Origin of the sequence: Streptomyces sp. NPDC102283, from assembly GCF_044766265.1 — a bacterium.
Lineage (GTDB): Bacteria > Actinomycetota > Actinomycetes > Streptomycetales > Streptomycetaceae > Streptomyces.
Window position 1 is genome coordinate 416,294 of record NZ_JBIWLQ010000005.1, and the last position, 18,390, is coordinate 434,683.

Annotated in this window: 17 protein-coding genes; 12 read left to right on the plus strand and 5 right to left on the minus strand. The window is 71.7% G+C overall.

Annotation, left to right across the window (positions count from 1 at the left end; all coding sequences use genetic code 11):
- Positions 1-24 precede the first annotated feature (24 nt).
- The gene (gene hutI / locus ACIRJT_RS13325) at positions 25-1,197 is read left to right on the plus strand and encodes an imidazolonepropionase (protein WP_403908129.1); all 1,173 of its coding nucleotides are present in this window, start codon (positions 25-27) and stop codon (positions 1,195-1,197) included.
- Between the two features lie 8 nt (positions 1,198-1,205).
- Here hutI and ACIRJT_RS13330 read toward each other — a convergent pair whose 3' ends face one another.
- Both ACIRJT_RS13330 and ACIRJT_RS13335 read right to left on the minus strand, forming a co-directional pair.
- Positions 1,206-1,787 carry a hypothetical protein gene (locus tag ACIRJT_RS13330; RefSeq protein WP_403908131.1) on the minus strand — a complete coding sequence of 194 codons (582 nt, stop codon included), beginning with the start codon at positions 1,785-1,787 and terminating at the stop codon, positions 1,206-1,208.
- 194 nt (positions 1,788-1,981) lie between these two features.
- A complete protein-coding gene (locus tag ACIRJT_RS13335) occupies positions 1,982-2,953 on the minus strand; it encodes an RNA polymerase sigma factor SigF (protein ID WP_403908133.1) in 972 nt (323 codons plus the stop codon).
- 286 nt (positions 2,954-3,239) lie between these two features.
- Here ACIRJT_RS13335 and ACIRJT_RS13340 point away from each other — a divergent pair, with 286 nt between their 5' ends.
- The 6 genes from ACIRJT_RS13340 to ACIRJT_RS13365 all read left to right on the plus strand — a co-directional run bounded on the left by ACIRJT_RS13340 (position 3,240) and on the right by ACIRJT_RS13365 (position 8,901).
- Complete coding sequence (locus ACIRJT_RS13340; protein WP_403908135.1) at positions 3,240-3,608, plus strand: STAS domain-containing protein; 369 nt, start codon at positions 3,240-3,242, stop codon at positions 3,606-3,608.
- A 202-nt stretch (positions 3,609-3,810) separates the two neighbouring features.
- Positions 3,811-4,302: an ATP-binding protein gene (locus tag ACIRJT_RS13345; RefSeq protein ID WP_403908137.1), complete on the plus strand. Its 492-nt coding sequence runs from the start codon at positions 3,811-3,813 to the stop codon at positions 4,300-4,302.
- A 203-nt stretch (positions 4,303-4,505) separates the two neighbouring features.
- Positions 4,506-5,228, plus strand: a complete 723-nt coding sequence (locus ACIRJT_RS13350) for a peptidase (RefSeq protein WP_403908139.1) — start codon at positions 4,506-4,508, stop codon at positions 5,226-5,228.
- A gap of 51 nt (positions 5,229-5,279) precedes the next feature.
- A complete protein-coding gene (locus tag ACIRJT_RS13355) occupies positions 5,280-6,380 on the plus strand; it encodes a hypothetical protein (protein WP_403908141.1) in 1,101 nt (366 codons plus the stop codon).
- Positions 6,377-7,522 carry a hypothetical protein gene (locus ACIRJT_RS13360; protein ID WP_403908142.1) on the plus strand — a complete coding sequence of 382 codons (1,146 nt, stop codon included), beginning with the start codon at positions 6,377-6,379 and terminating at the stop codon, positions 7,520-7,522. Before ACIRJT_RS13355 ends, ACIRJT_RS13360 begins: the two co-directional genes overlap by 4 nt.
- A gap of 14 nt (positions 7,523-7,536) precedes the next feature.
- Entirely contained in the window at positions 7,537-8,901 is a 1,365-nt protein-coding gene (locus ACIRJT_RS13365) for a hypothetical protein (protein ID WP_403908144.1), read from the plus strand.
- Positions 8,902-9,050: 149 nt separating this feature from the next.
- On the opposite strand, the gene ACIRJT_RS13370 is transcribed toward ACIRJT_RS13365, so the two are convergent.
- Complete coding sequence (locus ACIRJT_RS13370; protein ID WP_403908146.1) at positions 9,051-10,550, minus strand: peptide MFS transporter; 1,500 nt, start codon at positions 10,548-10,550, stop codon at positions 9,051-9,053.
- A 489-nt stretch (positions 10,551-11,039) separates the two neighbouring features.
- Between ACIRJT_RS13370 and ACIRJT_RS13375 the strand changes: the two genes are divergently transcribed.
- Together ACIRJT_RS13375 and ACIRJT_RS13380 are read left to right on the plus strand one after the other, a co-directional pair.
- Positions 11,040-11,717, plus strand: a complete 678-nt coding sequence (locus ACIRJT_RS13375) for a response regulator transcription factor (RefSeq protein WP_007450117.1) — start codon at positions 11,040-11,042, stop codon at positions 11,715-11,717.
- 106 nt (positions 11,718-11,823) lie between these two features.
- Positions 11,824-13,089 (plus strand): ATP-binding protein, encoded by a 1,266-nt coding sequence (locus tag ACIRJT_RS13380; protein ID WP_403908148.1) that lies wholly within the window; start codon positions 11,824-11,826, stop codon positions 13,087-13,089.
- Positions 13,090-13,183: 94 nt separating this feature from the next.
- Here the strand turns inward: ACIRJT_RS13380 and ACIRJT_RS13385 are convergent, their stop codons facing one another.
- Positions 13,184-13,708 (minus strand): GtrA family protein, encoded by a 525-nt coding sequence (locus ACIRJT_RS13385; protein ID WP_403908150.1) that lies wholly within the window; start codon positions 13,706-13,708, stop codon positions 13,184-13,186.
- A 199-nt stretch (positions 13,709-13,907) separates the two neighbouring features.
- Here ACIRJT_RS13385 and ACIRJT_RS13390 point away from each other — a divergent pair, with 199 nt between their 5' ends.
- Genes ACIRJT_RS13390 through ACIRJT_RS13400 form a run of 3 tightly spaced genes read left to right on the plus strand, consistent with a single transcriptional unit; the run spans position 13,908 to position 16,793 of the window.
- Complete coding sequence (locus tag ACIRJT_RS13390) at positions 13,908-15,038, plus strand: 5-(carboxyamino)imidazole ribonucleotide synthase (protein WP_403908257.1); 1,131 nt, start codon at positions 13,908-13,910, stop codon at positions 15,036-15,038.
- Positions 15,035-15,583, plus strand: coding sequence for a 5-(carboxyamino)imidazole ribonucleotide mutase (purE, locus tag ACIRJT_RS13395; RefSeq protein WP_403908152.1), 549 nt, complete (start codon positions 15,035-15,037; stop codon positions 15,581-15,583). Before ACIRJT_RS13390 ends, purE begins: the two co-directional genes overlap by 4 nt.
- Positions 15,584-15,593: 10 nt before the next feature.
- Complete coding sequence (locus ACIRJT_RS13400; RefSeq protein WP_403908154.1) at positions 15,594-16,793, plus strand: dipeptidase; 1,200 nt, start codon at positions 15,594-15,596, stop codon at positions 16,791-16,793.
- 98 nt (positions 16,794-16,891) lie between these two features.
- On the opposite strand, the gene ACIRJT_RS13405 is transcribed toward ACIRJT_RS13400, so the two are convergent.
- Positions 16,892-18,235: a UDP-glucose dehydrogenase family protein gene (locus tag ACIRJT_RS13405; protein WP_403908156.1), complete on the minus strand. Its 1,344-nt coding sequence runs from the start codon at positions 18,233-18,235 to the stop codon at positions 16,892-16,894.
- Positions 18,236-18,390: the final 155 nt, after the last annotated feature.

The window sequence follows — 18,390 nt, forward strand, 5'->3', positions numbered from 1 at the left end:
GAACGCAAGGAGAACACTCTCCAGATGACGACCACCGCCGTCACCCACATCGCCAGCCTGGTCACCAATGACCCCTCCCTCGGCAACGGGACCCCCCTGGGCCTGATCCAGGACGCGGCCGTCGTCATCGACGGCGACCGCATCGTCTGGACCGGTGAATCCAGCAAAGCACCCGCCACTGACAACGTCCTCGACGCGGCCGGCCGCGCGGTGATCCCGGGCTTCGTCGACTCCCACTCCCACCTGGTCTTCGCGGGCGACCGCACCCAGGAGTTCAACGCCCGCATGTCCGGGCAGCCCTACCGCGCCGGCGGCATCCGCACCACCGTCGCCGCCACCCGCGCCGCCTCCGACGAGGAGCTCTCCGCCAACGTCGCCCGCTACCTCGTCGAGGCCCTGCGCCAGGGCACCACCACCTTCGAGACCAAGTCCGGCTACGGCCTCACCGTCGAGGACGAGGCCCGCGCCCTGCGCATCGCGGCCCGCCACACCGACGAGGTCACCTACCTCGGCGCCCACATCGTCTCCCCCGACTACGCCGACGACCCCGCCGGTTACGTGGACCTGGTCACCGGCCCGATGCTGGAGGCCTGCGCCCCGCACGCCCGCTGGATCGACGTGTTCTGCGAGCAGGGCGCCTTCGACGGCGACCAGGCCCGCGCCATCCTCACGGCGGGCCGCGCCAAGGGGCTGCACCCCCGGATCCACGCCAACCAGCTGACGTACGGCCCCGGCGTCCAGCTCGCCGTCGAGCTCGACGCCGCCTCGGCCGACCACTGCACCCACCTCACCGACGCGGACGTCGACGCGCTCGGCCAGGGCGACACGGTGGCCACGCTGCTCCCGGGCGCGGAGTTCTCCACCCGCGCCACCTGGCCCGACGCCCGCCGCCTCCTCGACGCGGGGGCCACCGTCGCCCTCTCCACGGACTGCAACCCCGGCTCGTCGTTCACCTCGTCCGTGCCGTTCTGCGTCGCGCTGGCCGTACGCGACATGGGGATGACCCCGGACGAGGCGATCTGGTCGGCCACCGCGGGCGGGGCCGCCGCTCTGCGGCGCCCGGACATCGGACGGATCACCCCCGGCGCCCGCGCCGACCTGGTCCTCCTCGACGCCCCGAGCCACGTCCACCTCGCCTACCGCCCGGGCGTCCCGCTCATCAGCGCGGTCTGGCGGAGCGGGCAGCGGGTGGTGTGACGGGCGGGTCAGCGGGGCGGAGCCGGGGCCCAGCGGGCCTCCGGCCACGCGTACGAGTCGAAGCCGTCGGGGAGTTTCCCGCACCCCGCGTAGGCGCTGACGGCGTACGTTCCCGTCTCCCGGGACCAGTGCGCGTCCACGAGGTCCTCGTCGTCCGGGTTCCGGAAGCGGAAGCCGGGCCTGTCGACGCGGGTCTCGACGCGGGTCCAGCCCTCGCGTTCCAGCCGTGTGCGCGTACGGTGCAGACCGGACCGGGCCACGTCCTCCGGGACCCCCGTCACCCGCCAGTCGAGGTCGAACCTCCTGACGTCGCGGCGGCCCCGGTCGATGTGGGCCACGCTCCGCAGCCCTCGGTAGGAGCAGGAGCCCGTCTCCACCCGGACGGGCCCCACCTCGGGCCTGCCGGGCAACGCGGCCTCGTCGTAAGCGCGTTGGGCCAGGTCCTTGAGCCGGACGGCGACGCGGTCGGGGTCGGTCCTCGGATACGGCGTCCCGTTCCACAGCCAGGCGAGGGCGGCGACCACTGCCACCGCGACGAGCGCCGCGCGGTACCAGGGCCGGAGCCGGGGACGGGGCCGGGGTGCGTTCATGATCGAACGCTACGAGCCGGCGGTCACCGGACGCCTCCGGTGGCGTACTCAGAGTCGGTGAGTAGCCGGTCCGGCCCCGGCGCGCGCCCCCTCGCACGCGGAAGGACCCGCTCCCGGCATCCGGGGCGGGTCCTTCCGCGGTGCTGCTCGAACGGCCGTGGAGCCCCATGGCGGGACAGCGGGCCGCGTCGGGGTCACTCCTCCAGGGTCAGACCCTTGCGGAGCTTGGTGAGCGTCCTGGAGAGCAGCCGGGACACGTGCATCTGCGAGATGTTCAGCTCCTCGCCGATCTCCGACTGCGTCATGTTGCTGACGAAGCGGAGCGAGAGGATCATCCGGTCCCTGGAGGGCAGCGCGGCGATCAGCGGCTTCAGCGACTCGACGTACTCGATGCCTTCGAGACCGTGGTCCTCGTAGCCGATGCGGTCCGCGAGGGCGCCCTCGCTGTCGTCCTCCTCGGGCTTGGCGTCCAGCGAGCTCGCGGTGTACGCGTTGCTCGCGGACATGCCCTCGACGACCTCCTCCGGGGTGATGCCGAGGCGCTCGGCCAGCTCCGCCACGGTGGGCGCGCGGTCCAGCTGCTGGGAGAGCTCGTCGCCGGCCTTCGCCAGGTCGAGCCGCAGCTCCTGAAGCCGCCGCGGCACGCGCACGGACCAGCTGGTGTCACGGAAGAAGCGCTTGATCTCGCCGACGATCGTCGGCATCGCGAACGTGGGGAACTCCACCCCGCGGCTCAGCTCGAACCGGTCGATCGCCTTGATCAGGCCGATGGTGCCGACCTGGACGATGTCCTCCATCGGCTCGCTGCGGGAGCGGAACCGGGAGGCGGCGAACTTGACCAGTGCGAGGTTGAGCTCGACGAGGGTGTTGCGGACGTAGCTGTACTCGTGGGTGCCCTCTTCGAGGGACTCCAGCCGCTCGAAGAGCGTCTTCGACAGGGCCCTGGCGTCCAGAGCACCTACTTCGGCGTAGGGCGGGATCTCGGGAAGTCCTTCGAGTCCCTCGCCGGCCGCGCCGGAGAAGTCTGAGGTGGTGCTGGTGGTGCTGGTGGTGCTGGTGCGCGGGCCGGGAACGGCGCTCGCGGCGGGGGAGTCGGAATTGGTCGGTCCCTGAGGACATGCCGACGGCGCGTCGTGGGTACGCGCTTCGTCGAGCCGGGGTGACATGCGGTCTCCTCCATCGTTCTCGGCATATGGCTGCCGATGCCCCTACGTGTTCCTGCGGTGAAGCGGCGCCTCCAAAGCCGGTCGTGTTTCTGGTGTCCCTCTACCCATACCCGGTCCTGGCCAGCAGTGACAAGCGCCAATTGCCGCTATATGTCCGGTTTGTTGAGGTCTCCGACTACCGCGTGGCCAACGAAACGCGTACTGTTTTAGGCACGTCGGCGGTAGCTATGCATACAGCCGCACAGGCAGTGACGCGCACAGTGACGAACGGCGAAGAGGGACAGGCATGGACCGCGGGACGGTCGGCAGTGCTAACCGGGGTCGACTTCAGGTCGAGGCCCGGACCGAGGGGCGCAGCGAAGTCGTGACGCCGGTGGGTGAGCTCGACCACCACACCGCTGATCTGCTGCGCGAGCCCCTGGAGCGTGCGGTCGAGCAGGGGCGGTCACGCCTGGTGGTCGACTGCTCTCGGCTGGATTTCTGTGATTCCACCGGGCTGAACGTCCTGCTCGGCGCCCGCCTCAAGGCGGAGGCGGTCGGCGGAGGGGTTCATTTGGCCGGAATGCTGCCCGTTGTGGCGAGGGTGTTCGAGATCACCGGCGCGGAGGCGGTCTTCACCGTCCACGCCACGCTCGAAGAGGCCCTGGCCACCTGACCCGGCACGAGCGTGCGGCCGCGGACGTCTCCGATGTCGGCCGTGTCACGCGATCGTGTGCCTCAAGTGGGTGTTGTTGCGACACGGCAGGGCAGGAGACACCCCGGCGGCGCCCCGCAAAGGCTCCGGCACACTCGGTAACTGATCACTATCTGTTGAACGGCGACATGGCGACATGGCGAATCGGTGAGGTGAAGCGCTGATGAGCACCACCCGGCAGCATCCGCCGGGCGACCTCGGTCGCGAGCCGGACGGAGCGGGCGCAGCCCCGACCGTCCCGGCCGAGCGGCAGTGGCGCACGCTCTCACTCGGACAGGCCAGCGGCATCGTTCCGACGGCTCGTGACTTCGCCCGGCAGGCGCTGCACGACTGGGGCTGGCTCCCGGCGTCCACCGCGGACCGCAGGGCCGCCGCCGAGGACGTCCTGCTGGTCGTCTCCGAGCTGGTGACCAACGCCTGTCTGCACGCGGAGGGTCCCGAGGAGCTTCGGATCGGGCACACGCCCAAGGTCCTGAGGGTGGAGGTCGTCGACCGGGGAGCCGGTCAGCCCGCACCCCGTACGCCGCACCGCGCCGGCCGGCCCGGTGGGCACGGCATGTTCATCGTGCAGCGCCTCTGCCTCGACTGGGGTGTCCTGCGCACTCCGGACGCCCCCGGCAAGACCGTCTGGGCGGAGCTGGCCGCCCCCGCCTAGTCGCGCCCCCGCCCGCACCCCTCACCCGCACCGACGAGAGTGCGTCACCCGCACCGACAAGAGCGCGCCGGATCAGCGCGCTCTTTGTCTTCCCTCCATCAGGCCCCGGGCGTACCTTGAGCGCCAAATCTGATGTGCCGTCAGTAATGTGCGCCCGTACGGGTCGTGGCGCGCGGCGGCGTCCGGCATGAGGGGAACACGAGGTGTCGAACCAGAAGCGGACCACTCTCGCGCTGGCGGCTGCGCTGGCGGGCTCGATCGTGGTGGCGGGCGCGCCCGCCGCGCACGCCGAGGTCGTGGACGTCAACTACCAGTGCGTGACGCCCATCGGGCCCAAAGGGGCGGTCTCGCCCATCGATATCAAGGGCGTCAGGAGCGGCGCCGCCTACAAGCTCACCATGTCCTTCCAGAAGGGCGTCTCCTCCAGCCCGGTCGAGCTGGGCAAGGGGGCCATGAACCCGAGCGCCGTAATCGAACTGGGCGGCGCGGAGCAGGGGAAGGTCCAGGTCACCGGACCCGCGAACAGCGAGGCGATTCCCGCCAACACCCCGATCAAGATCAGCGACCTGTCGGGGACGTACACCCCGAAGAAGAGCGGCAAGGTCACCTTCACGGCCGGGGTCCTCACCATCAAGGCCCTCGGTACGACCACCACCTGCACGCCGAAGAACAGCCCCGGCCTCTCCCTCGAACTCGACGTCCAGGGGGCGGGCGGTTCATCGGACGGCGGCTCCACCGACGGCGGTTCCACGGGCGGCGCGTCCACCGGCGGTTCGACCGGCGGCGCCTCGGGAGGCGGTGAGCTGCCCCGCACCGGCCCGCTGGACTCGGCGACGGCGCTCGGCACGCTCGGCGGCACGGTGCTGCTGAGCGGGGCCGCCGGAGTGCTCTGGCTGACCCGGCGAGGACAGCGCTCCGCGGGCTGAGACCGGCACAGCTCAGCGCAGCATCGCCGCCGGAAGGCAGAGGAGCCGCCCATGTCGCCATCCACCCCGCGCCTCCGCCGGGCGCTGCTCGACCTCACGGCGGTGCTCGCCGTGCTGCTGTGCGCGCTCACCCCGCTCCCGTCCGCCGCGGCGGACGGCCAGGCCGACAGCGCCACCCCGGCCGGCAGCGCCACCCCGGCCGGCAGCGCCACCCCGGCCGACACCGCCACCCGGGCCGCCGAGGACGGTCCGGCGGACTGGACGGCCCGGCCCGCCGGTTCGGGTGCCGACCGGGACGCCCGGCCGTACGTCTATCTGGAGGGCACCCCCGGCACGGCGCTCCAGGACCGTCTCGCGGTGACCAACACCGGCCGCGCCCCGCTGACCGTGCGGCTGCGGGGCGACGGCCGGGCGGGGGCCTGGATCGGGTTCGCCGCGGACACCGTCACCGTCCCGGCCCGGACCCGCGCCGAGGTGCCGCTCGCCCTCACGGTGCCGCCCGACGCGGTGCCCGGCGACGCGTCCGGGGCGGTCGTGGCCGACGACGGGGACGAGGAGGTCCGCGTACCGGTCCGGGTCCGGATCGGCGGCCCGACGCTGGCGGCGCTCACCGTCGAGGACGTCGAGATATCCGGCGGGACCATTCGGTACGCCCTGGTCAACCGGGGCAACGCGATGCTGGAGCCCCGGCTCGCGGTACGCGCCGACGGGATGTTCGGCACGCTGCTGGACCGCCCGGAACGGCCCCTGCCGCTGGAGCTGGCCCCCGGCCGCCGGGTGGAGCGGACCGAACCCTGGCCCGACCCCCCGGCCCTGGACGCGGTCACCGTACGGCTGCGGGTCACCGCCGCGGGGGGCGCGCGGGACGAGGCGGAGGCCTCGGCGACGTACGTCCCGGTCGCCCCGGCAGTCGGCGGCGGGCTGCTGGTCCTGGGCGGCCTGGCCCTGCTCGGCTCCGGCGCGTACCGGCGGCGACGCGCCCGGCGGGGCGATCCGGAACCGCCGGGTGCGAAACCGGCCGACGGCAGGCAACCGACCACAGAGACGAGGCCCGTGGTGAAGGCGGGACCCCTGGTGAAGGCAGGACCCCTGGTTGAGACGGGCCCTCTGGTCGAGACGGGTCCCCTGGTGAAGACGGGAGCGGAATCGTGAAGCGGCAGACCGGCCTCCGGGCCTCCCGGCGTACCGCGTCGTCCGCCCCTCTCCTGTTGCTGGCCGTCCTCCTGGCCCTCCTGCCCGCCCTGTCCGTCCTGACCGCGCCGGGCGCGCGGGCGGCCGAGGGAGATCCCACCGTCAGCCTGTCCAAGAAGGAGGCGGGCAAGGGCGGAGAGATCACCGTCAGTGGAAGCGGCTGGCGTGCCGAGGCGTTGCTGATGCTGCTGATCTGCGGTCAGTCCACGCCGGAGCGGGGCGTGATCGGCGGCACCAACGCCTGCGCCAACGCCGACGGCCGCGCCGTCACGACCGACAAGAAGGGCGCCTTCAGCAAGAAGCTGCCGGTCACCGAACCGCCGAAGCCGTGCCCCTGCGTGGTGCACGTCGCCACGGTCACCGGCGAACAGGCTCTGGCCGACGCGGTGTTCACGGTTGCGGGGCACCCCGCCAAGGATCTGCCGAAGCAGACCGGTGGCGGAAAACTCGCGGTGCTGGCCACCACGCGGCTGGAGGGCGACAGCTCCCTGCTCACCTGGTTCGGGGCCCCGCCGGCCCGCGGGCTCGTCTTCACCGTGGGCAATCTCGGGTCCGCGCCCGTCAAGGACCCGGTCTTCGAGATCGGCACCGCGCACGGCGTCTACGCCCCGCAGTGGGAGGAGCGCCAGTGGCGCGGCACGGTCGCCCCCGGCGCCAAGGCGCGGATCGAACTGCCGGTCGAACTGCCGGCGGGCGCGCACGGCGACTACCAGGTGTCCCTGCGGTACGGGCAGAAGGTGCTGGCCGAACAGCCGTGGGGCGTCGGCCGCCCCTGGGGCGTCACGCTCTTCTGGGCCCTGCTCTGCCTGGTCGTCCCGGCGGCCGTCTTCCGTATCGGCATGGCGGTGGTGGACAAGGTCCGGCCGCGTCCCGCCGGCTCGCACCGTACGCGTCCGCCCACCACGCGACGGGGGCCGAAGCGGCGCGGGCGCTCGGGCACGAGCGCCGGCCAGGACGCGACCACGGCCACGGGCCCGACCGCGGGAGCGGCCGGGAACGCGGCCGCGACCACCAACGCGACCACGGCCGTGCTGCCGTGGTTCACCCCGGATTCCGCACCGTCGGAGAACCGACCCCGACCCACGACGAAGGGACAAGCGTGAGTACGCAACGGAGGATGAGCGCGGCCGGAGTCGCGCTGATGCTCGGCGGCGCGGGCATCCTGATGGCCGCGAGTCCGGCCCAGGCCGCCGAGGTCAGTTACGCGACGGAGTGCGTTCCGCCGCCGATCTCGGGGCTGCCCGCGGTGCAGGGCACCACGAAGGTGGAGCTGACCGCCCCGGCCGAGGCGAAGGTGGGCGACGAGATCGAGGTCGTCTGGAAGACGGTCGCGGCCGCGTCCAAGAACCCTGACGTGCTGGACCTGGGAGCGGACACGGTCAAGCCGACCGGGACCATCACCCTGGGCGGTGCGGCGAGCGGCGAGCTGAAGCTGGAGGGCCCGCGGGAGAATCCGCCGATCCCCAAGAACAGTCCCATGGTGCTGTCCGACATGAAGGGCACGCTGAAGCTGGAGGCCGCGGGGGAGATCACCCTGACGCCGGGCGCGTACGACATCAACGTGTCCAAGCCGATTTCCACGGACACCAAGTGCGCGCCGAAGGAAGAGGTGGAGGCGGGCGCCACGATCAAGGTCACCGAGGGCGGCGGCTCCACCACGGGCGGCACGACCTCCGGCGGCGCCGACACCGGAGGAGCCACGTCCGGCGGCTCGGATTCCGGCGGCACCACGTCCGGCGGCACGGACTCGGGCGGCACCACGTCCGGTGGCAGCACGTCCGGTGGCAGCACCGGCGGCGGGGGCACCGGCGGTGGGGGCGGGGAGACCGACTTCCCCGGTAAGGAGGTGTCCGTCGCCTACGCGTGCAAGACCCCGATCGGGGACAAGAACGCCACCTCGCCGGTCAAGATCAGCGCCAAGAAGAGCGGCGGCGACTACGACCTGACGGTGGAGTTCAGCAAGTCCGTGATGGACAGCCCGATCGACATCCCGGCGGGCCAGGTGAAGCCGTCCATGGACGTCAAGCTCGGCGGGGCGGACAAGGGCACCGTCAAGGTCGAGGGGCCGGTGAACAAGGAGGTCATCAAGACCGGCGCCCCGATCGAGATCCCCGATCTCACCGGTACGTACAAACCCGGCGCGAGCGGCAAGTCCACGCTCAGCCCCGGCGTCCTGACGGTGATGGCCGCCGGTACGACGACCACCTGCACCCCGCCCGCGGGTGTGGCCGCCTCCCTGGAGCTGGACACCTCCGCCCAGCCGGGCGGCGCGTCCGGAGGCAGCGGGAGCGGCGGCGCGGCGGACTCCGGCGGAGCCGCGGCGTCCGGCGGCGGCACGGACTCCGGCGGCGGCCTGGCCGCCACCGGGGCCGAGGGCGACGGTGCGCTGAGGGCGCTCGGCCTGGTCGCCGGCACGGCGATCCTGCTGGGCGGCGCGGTGTTCACGTTCACCCCGTGGCGGAGGCTGCGCGGCACACGCTGAGCCGGGACCACGAACGCGGCGTCGCCGACCGGAGGAACCGCCGAGGTCGGGACCGAGGAGCCGTCGCGACCGCCTGAACCGAACGACAGCGGGTCCGCACGAGGTGATCGTGCGGACCCGCTGTCGTGTGCCGGGCGTGATCGGGGCAGCTACTTGACGTTGCCCATGAGAGCGCGGATCTTGCGTCCCGCCACGATGAAGGCGAGGCCCGCCGCGACGGCCACCACCGCCTGCAACGTGTAGTACGCGGCATCGCCCAACGGGGCGTTGAGCTTCGTGGTCCAGCCGTTCAGCGCGTTGCCCGTCGACGTGGCCAGGAACCACAGGCCCATGATCTGGCCCATGAACATCTTCGGCGCCAGCTTCGTGGACAGCGAAAGACCGACCGGGGAGAGGCACATCTCACCCATGGTCTGCGCCAGGTAGACGGCGAGCAGCCAGAAGACGGTGACCTTGCCGGTCTCGCTGTTCGCAGCGGCCGCGCCCGCCAGGCCCATGATGCCGAAGGAGCCGCCTATGAGGAGCATCGCCAGCGCGAACTTCATCGGGGTGCTGGGCTCACGGTTGCGCGTGGCCAGCTTGACCCAGACCGCGGCGAAGATCGGGGCCAGGATGATGACCAGCGCGGGGTTGACCGACTGCAGCCAGGAGGCGGGGAACTCCCAGCCGCCGATGAAGCGGTCCGTCTTGTTGTCGGCGAAGATCGTCAGCAGCGAGCCGGACTGGTCGTAGATCATCCAGAAGAGCACGGCCGTGATGAAGAACCACACGTACGCCTTGATCTTCGGCCGGTCCTCCTTGGTGAGCGCCGGGTCCCGGAAGATCGTGACGAAGTAGACGATCGGCACGACGACGCCCAGCACGGCCAGGACGTTGACGATGTGCTCGATGTCGTACGTGCCCAGCGCCAGGTCGATCAGCAGCGCGGCGACCGCGACGCCGGACCAGAGGCCCACCTTGCGCAGCATCCGCGTCCGCTCCTCGGGGGAGGCGGGCTTCGCGGGCAGCTTGCCGATGTCACCGAGGTGCTTGGAGCCGAGCGCGTACTGGATGACCGCGAAGGTCATGCCGACGCCGGCGACACCGAAGCCGAGGTGCCAGCTGATGTTCTCGCCGAGGTAGCCGACCAGCAGCGGAGCGGCGAAGCCACCGAGGTTGATCGCCATGTAGAAGAGGGTGAAACCGGCGTCCCTGCGGGCGCTGGACTGGTCCTCGTAGAGCGCGCCCACCATCGCCGAGATGTTCGGCTTCAGCAGACCCGTACCGACCGCGATCAGCGCGAGGCCGAAGAAGAACGTGATGTCGCTCGGCAGCGCGAGCGCGAAGTGGCCGAGCGCGATGATGATCCCGCCGACCAGCACGGCCTTGCGGGCGCCCCAGAGGCGGTCGGCGACCCAGCCGCCGGGCATCGCGGCCATGTAGACGACGGCGTTGTAGACACCGTAGATGGAGGCGGCGAGCGCCTCCCGGCCCTCCAGGGGGCCGTCGAGCACGGCGGCCACCAAGTACAGGGTGAGGATGGCGCGCATCCCGTAGAAGGAGAAGCGTTCCCACATCTCCGTCAGGAACAGGGTGGCCATACCGCGGGGGTGGCCGAAGAAGGTCTTCTCGCCGGAACTGGGCGAGTCCTTCGTCAGGCTGGACGCCATGGTCGATCCTTGCTGGTCGGGACGCGACGCCTCGTGGGCTGTACGCGCCCGGTGGGGGGCAGCCGGCACCGGCGCGGCATACCCCGTCCCCACGCCTGAGGGGGGACGTGCTCCGTGCGGCCGGGCTCCTGACGGAGACCCGGCGGCGGAGCGGGGAAGAACCGCGTCGGGATCCACGCCCGTCGCACGTCATCGCGCTCCGGGCCCGGCTCACAGGTCATTCACTCGAAGAGCCGGCGGGAACCGGCCCCGCACACAGAAGGGACCCTTGGCGCTCGTGGCAGCCCAAAGGTCCTTGAGTGGTGCAACAGGCGTTGGGACACCATACGACACGACACAGCGGGATATGAAAGGACTTGAGACATGGATCACAGGTTCTAGTGGAACCACACTCCCACATTCAAAGGTCCTCGCCCGCTTTGTGGCGCTGACCCGCAGGCGGCGTCGTGGGCCTCACTTCGGGCCCCCTGTCCGGACTACCATCAGTCCATGACCCGTGTACTGCTCGCCGAGGACGACGCATCCATCTCGGAGCCACTGGCCCGCGCACTGCGTCGGGAGGGTTACGAGGTCGAGGTCCGCCAGGACGGTCCGACCGCGCTCGACGCCGGACTCCAGGGCGGCATCGACCTGGTCGTCCTCGACCTGGGGCTGCCCGGGATGGACGGTCTCGAAGTCGCCCGCAGGCTCCGGGCCGGCGGCCACACCATCCCGATCCTGGTGCTGACGGCCCGCGCCGACGAGGTCGACACGGTCGTCGGTCTGGACGCGGGCGCCGACGACTACGTCACCAAGCCGTTCCGGCTCGCCGAGCTGCTCGCCCGGGTCCGCGCGCTGCTGCGCCGCGGCGCCTCCGAGCCCGTCCCGCAGCCCGCCACCCACGGGGTCAGGATCGACGTCGAGTCGCACCGGGCCTGGATGGGCGAGGAGGAACTCCAGCTCACCGCCAAGGAGTTCGACCTGCTGCGGGTCCTGGTCCGGGACGCCGGCCGGGTCGTCACCCGCGACCAGTTGATGCGTGAGGTCTGGGACACCACCTGGTGGTCCTCCACCAAGACCCTCGACATGCACATCTCCTGGCTGCGCAAGAAGCTCGGCGACGACGCCGCCAATCCGCGGTACATCGCCACCGTCCGGGGCGTCGGCTTCCGGTTCGAGAAGAGCTGACGTACGAAACCTCCATGCACCCTGAAGACCGCTCCGGTGACCGCCCCGACGCGGGCCCCCACGCGCGCCGCCACCCGCGCCCCGACGACGTGACGACGAGGCGGGCATGCGCCGTCGGCTGATCAACTCCACGCTCGCCGTGGTGCTCGTCGTCATCGCCGTCTTCGGCGTCTCGCTGGTGATCGTCGAGACGCGCACCATCAGCGCCAGCGCCCAGGAGAGCGTCGAGTCCGAGGCGCTCCGGCTGATCAGCGTGGTCGACAGCCGGCTGCTGGGCGCGGAGCGGATCAACCCCGGGGTGCTGGCCGAACAGATCGACCCCAAGCGGTACGCGCTGGTCGAGATCCCCGGCCGCGAGCCCATCGCCGTCGGCGAACGCCCCGTCGGCAGCGTGCTGCGCGCCGTCGAGACCGGGGACCAGGGTGAGAAGGTCACCGTCGAGGAGTCCCGCTCGGCCGTCACCCGCGAGGTCGGGCGCACGCTCCTGATCATCGGCGCGGTGGCGCTGCTGGCGATCGTCTCGGCCGTGCTGCTCGCCGTACGCCAGGCGAACCGGCTCACCTCCCCGCTCACCGACCTCGCCGAGACCGCCGAACGCCTCGGCTCCGGGGACCCCCGCCCGCGCCACAAGCGGTACGGGGTGCCCGAGCTGGACCGGGTCGCCGACGTCCTGGACTCCTCGGCCGAGCGGATCGCCCGGATGCTGACCGCCGAACGCCGGCTCGCCGCGGACGCCTCGCACCAGCTGCGGACGCCGCTGACCGCGCTCTCCATGCGGATCGAGGAGATCTCCGTCACCGACGACCCCGAAACGGTGAAGGAGGAGGCGAACATCGCCCTCACCCAGGTCGAGCGCCTCACCGACGTCGTCCAGCGGCTCCTGACGAACTCCCGCGACCCGCGTACCGGCTCCGCCGTCGTCTTCGACCTCGACGAGATCGTCAAACAGCAGATCGAGGAGTGGCGCCCCGCCTACCGCAGCGCGGGCCGCGCACTGGTCGGCTCCGGCAAGCACGGGCTGAAGGCCGTCGGCACCCCGGGAGCGGTCGCCCAGGTCCTGGCGGCGCTGATCGAGAACTCCCTCATGCACGGCGGCGGCACCGTCGCCCTGCGCACCCGGGTCACCGGCAACCAGGCGGTCATCGAGGTCACCGACGAGGGCCCCGGCGTCCCCGCCGAACTGGGCGCGCGGATCTTCGAGCGGACCATCAGCGGCCGCAACTCCACCGGCATCGGCCTGGCCGTCGCCCGCGACCTCGCGGAGGCGGACGGAGGCCGGCTGGAGCTGCTCCAGCAGCATCCGGCGGTCTTCGCGCTCTTCCTCAGCCGGGTCCCGGCCGACCGCAGGACCCCCGAGCGCCCGGTGCGCTGAACAACGACGGGCGCCGGGGACCGGTTCCCGTCACGGGCGCGGCGGGTCGGTTCCGTACGAGGCCGGAGGACCGGTCCCGTACGAGGTCGGAGGGTCAGTTCCGTACGGGGCCGGGCGCTACCCGCTCTTCCGCCGTCGGCCCGCGCTGCTCCAGAAACCGTTCCGCGTTCAGCACGGCCTCCTTGGCGGGCAGGGTCTTGAAGACCCAGGTCCGGTAGGACCAGAAGCGGAACAGAGTGGCGACCCCGATGCCGACGATCTTGAAGACGTTGCTCTGGACCGGGGTGTTCCAGCCGAAGCCGTACGTCGCCAGGTACAGCACGCCCGTCTCGATCACCGCTCCCACCGCGCTGAACAGCAGGAAGAGGGCCAGCTCACGGGTCCGGCCGGTCTTGTCGCGGTCCCGGTAGGTCCAGTAGCGGAAGCCCACGTAGTTGAAGAGGATCGCGACGAACGTCGCCACCACGCTCGCCCGGACCACCTGGAGGTCCGTCGTGTGCCGCAGCAGGTTGAAGACCGCGATATTGACCAGCAGGCCGAAAGCGCCGACCGCGCCGAACTTGGCGACCTCCCGGGCCAGCAGCTCAAGCCGGGTCCGCAGTGCGCCCCGTTCGCTCATGGTGATCGCTGGCCCCGTCCGTCGGAAGGCGTCTGGAAGACGTGTCGACGCAAGCACGTCAACTCCGCCATGCTAACCAGCCCACCCGTGTGACGCCCGTGAGTCCGCAGGGGTCGTGGCCGCACGGCATCCGTACGGCCGTCCGGGGAGCACCGGCGTGGCGGATATCCTTGAAGACGTGACGTTCCCGGTAGTCGGCATGGTCGGCGGCGGTCAGCTCGCCCGCATGACCCACGAGGCGGGTATCCCCCTCGGCCTGAAATTCAAGCTGCTCAGTGACACTCCCCAGGACTCGGCGGCCCAGGTGGTGAGCGAGGTCGTCATCGGCGACTATCGCGACCTGGACACGCTGCGCGCCTTCGCGCGCGGCTGCGACGTGATCACCTTCGATCACGAGCACGTGCCGACCGAGCACCTGCGGGCCCTGGAGGCGGACGGTATCCCCGTGCGCCCCGGCCCCGACGCCCTGGTGCACGCCCAGGACAAGGGGGTGATGCGTGCCAAACTCCTGGAGATCGGCGCACCCTGCCCCCGCCACCGCATCGTGAGCGACCCGGCCGACGCCGCCGCGTTCGCCGAGGAGGCCGGGGGCTTCCCCGTCATCCTCAAGACCGTGCGCGGCGGCTACGACGGCAAGGGCGTGTGGGTGGTCCGCTCCGAGGCGGACGCCGCCGACCCGTTCCGTGCCGGGGTCCCGGTCCTCGCCGAGGAGAAGGTCGACTTCGTACGGGAGCTGGCGGCGAACATCGTCCGCTCGCCGCACGGCCAGGCCGTCGCCTACCCGGTCGTCGAGTCCATCCAGGTGGACGGCGTCTGCGACACGGTGATCGCCCCCGCCCCCGAGCTGGACGAGGCGCTGGCCGGCGAGGCCCAGCAGCTCGCGCTGCGCATCGCCGACGAGCTGGGCGTCGTCGGACACCTCGCGGTGGAGCTGTTCGAGACCCGCGGACCCGACGGGAAGCCCGGCATCCTGGTCAACGAGCTGGCGATGCGCCCGCACAACTCGGGCCACTGGACCATGGACGGCGCGATCACCTCCCAGTTCGCCAACCACGTGCGGGCGGTCCTCGACCTCCCGCTCGGCGACCCCCGCCCGCGCGCGCCCTGGACGGTCATGTGCAACGTCCTGGGCGGCGACTACCCGGACATGTACCAGGCGTATCTGCACTGCATGGCCCACGACCCGCAGCTCAAGATCCACATGTACGGCAAGGACGTGAAGCCCGGCCGCAAGGTCGGACACGTCAACACCTACGGCGATGACCTGGCGGACGTGCGGGAGCGCGCCCGGCACGCGGCCGACTACCTGCGAGGAACGATCACCGAATGACTTCCCCCGGCACCGGATCCCCCGCCGCCCCTCTCGTCGGCATCGTCATGGGCTCGGACTCCGACTGGCCCGTCATGGAGGCCGCCGCCAAGGCGCTCGACGAGTTCGAGATCCCCTACGAGGTCGACGTCGTCTCCGCCCACCGCATGGTGCACGAGATGATCGCGTACGGCGAGGACGCTGCCGGACGCGGCCTGAAGGCGATCGTCGCGGGCGCGGGCGGAGCCGCCGCACTGCCCGGCATGCTGGCCTCGGTCACCCCGCTGCCGGTCATCGGCGTGCCGGTACCGCTGAAGTACCTGGACGGCATGGACAGCCTGCTCTCCATCGTCCAGATGCCCGCCGGGGTCCCCGTCGCCACCGTCTCCGTCGGCGGCGCGCGCAACGCGGGCCTGCTGGCCGCGCGGATCCTCGCCGCGTCCGACCCCGCGCTCCAGGAACGGATGCGGGAGTTCCTGCAGGAGCTGAACGACCAGGCCACCGAGAAGGGCAAACGTCTGCGCGCCAAGGTCCAGGGCGCGGACTCCTTCGGCTTCGGAAAGTAGGGGGCGGCACATGAACGACGCCTACCTGGCGCGAGCCCGCGAACTCCTCGCCGTCCACCCCGTCGTCGACGGCCACAACGACCTGCCCTGGGCCCTGCGCGAACAGGTCGGCTACGACCTCGACGCCCGGGACATCGCCGCCGACCAGCGCGGCCTCCTCCACACCGACCTGAACCGGCTGCGGGCCGGCGGGGTCGGCGGCCAGTTCTGGTCGGTGTACGTCCGCACCGACCTGACCGGCGACGCGGCCGTCAGTGCCACGCTGGAGCAGATCGACGTCGTCGGCGAGCTGATCGCCCGCTATCCGACGCACCTGCGCCGCGCGCTCACCGCCGACGACCTGGAGAAGGCCCGCGCCGAGGGCCGTATCGCCTCCCTGATGGGCGCCGAGGGCGGCCACTCCATCAACAACTCGCTGGGCACCCTGCGCGCCCTGTACGACCTGGGCGTCCGCTACATGACGCTCACCCACAACGACAACATCGACTGGGCCGACAGCGCGACGGACCTGCCGCGCCTCGGCGGCCTCTCGGCCTTCGGCCACGAGGTCGTCCGCGAGATGAACCGCGTCGGCATGCTGGTCGACCTCAGCCACGTCGCGGACGGCGTCATGCGCGACGCGCTCGCCACCAGCACCGCGCCGGTGATCTTCTCGCACTCCTCGGCCCGCGCCGTCTGCGACCACCCGCGCAACATCCCCGACGACGTGCTCGCGGCCCTCCCGGCCAACGGCGGCGTCGCGATGGCGACCTTCGTCCCGAAGTTCGTGCTGCCCGAGGCCGTCGCCTGGACCCTGGCCGCCGACCGCAACATGCGCGAGCACGGCCTGCACCACCTGGACACCACCCCGACCGCGATGCGCATCCACGAGGACTTCGAGGCGGCCAACCCGCGCCCCGAGGCCACCGTCTCGACCATCGCGGACCACCTCGACCACATGCGCGCGGTCGCGGGCATCGACCACATCGGCGTCGGCGGGGACTACGACGGCACGGCGTTCACCCCGCGCGGCCTGGAGGATGTCTCCGGCTATCCGAACCTCATCGCCGAACTGCTGCGGCGCGGCTGGTCCGAGGGCGACCTCGCCAAGCTGACCTGGCAGAACTCCGTGCGGGTGCTGCGCGACGCGGAAGCCGTGGCCCGCGACGAGCAGAGCGGGCGGGGCCCGTCCCACGCGACGATCACGGAGCTGGACGGCCCGCTCGGCTGAGGCCGGGGGCCCCTCTCCGCGCCCACCGCCGCGAACGGTCCGCGAGGACCGGGGCGAGCGCCCCGAAGCGCTCGCCCCGTGGCGGTGGGCGTCGGCCTTCAGGCCTTCGGGCGGCCCATCGCCCGGTACGTCCACCCGGCCTCGCGCCACACCGCACTGTCCAGGGCGTTGCGGCCGTCCAGGATGATCCGGCGGGCGGCCACCTCGCCCAGCTCCGCCGGGTCCAGCTCCCGGAACTCGCGCCACTCCGTCAGGTGCAGCACCACGTCGGCCCCGCGCACGGCCTCCAGTGCGGAGTCCGCGTAGCCGAGCGTCGGGAACAGCCGCCGGGCGTTGTCCATTCCCTTCGGGTCGAACACGGTCACCTGGCCGCCCTGGAGGTGGATCTGCCCGGCGACGTTGAGCGCGGGGGAGTCGCGTACGTCGTCGGAGTCGGGCTTGAACGCGGCGCCCAGCACCGCCACCCGCTTGCCGAGGAACGAGTCGCCGCCCACCGCCTCCCGGGCCAGCTCCACCATGTGGCCGCGGCGGCGCATGTTGATGGAGTCCACCTCGCGGAGGAAGGTGAGCGCCTGGTCCGCGCCCAGCTCGCCGGCGCGCGCCATGAAGGCGCGGATGTCCTTGGGCAGGCAGCCGCCGCCGAAGCCGATCCCGGCCCGCAGGAACTTCTTCCCGATGCGGTCGTCGTGCCCGATGGCCTCCGCGAGCTTCACGACGTCCCCGTCGGCGGCCTCGCACACCTCGGCCATCGCGTTGATGAAGGAGATCTTGGTGGCCAGGAAGGAGTTGGCGGAGGTCTTCACCAGCTCGGCGGTCGGGAAGTCGGTCACCACGAACGGCGAGCCCTCCGCGACCGGCACGGCGTACACCTCGCGCAGCAGCTTCTCGGCCCTCTCGCTCGTGACGCCGACGACGATCCGGTCCGGATGCAGCGTGTCCTTCACGGCGAAGCCCTCGCGGAGGAACTCCGGGTTCCAGGCCAGCTCGGCGGCGGCCCCCGCCGGAGCCAGCTCCGCGAGCCGGTCCGCGAGCCGGGCGGCGGAGCCCACCGGGACGGTCGACTTGCCGACGACCAGGGCGGGCCGGGTCAGGTGCGGGGCCAGCGAATCGAAGGCGCTGTCGACATAGCTCATGTCGCAGGCGTACTCGCCGTGCTTCTGCGGGGTGTTCACACAGACGAAGTGGACGTCGCCGAACTCCCCGACCTCCTCCCAGGAGGTGGTGAAGCGCAGCCGCCCGGTGGATCCCTCGATACCGGCGACGTGCCGCTGGAGCATCTCCTCCAGGCCCGGCTCGTACATAGGCACGCGGCCGGTGGAGAGCAGCTCGATCTTCTCCGGGACGACATCGAGCCCCAGGACCTCGAAGCCCAGCTCGGCCATGGCCGCGGCATGGGTGGCGCCGAGATAGCCGGTGCCGATCACAGTGATCCTGAGGGCCATGGAGTGCTCCTGGGAGGTGCGGACGGACGTGCGGACCGAGCATAGTCGGGCAGCGGAAGGCCGGAATTCACCGCTCGATCTGTCCGCCGTATCGGATATGTCCCACCCCTGTCGGGAAGCTCACGTACGCGGCACGTATGCCGTCCGGCGGTCTG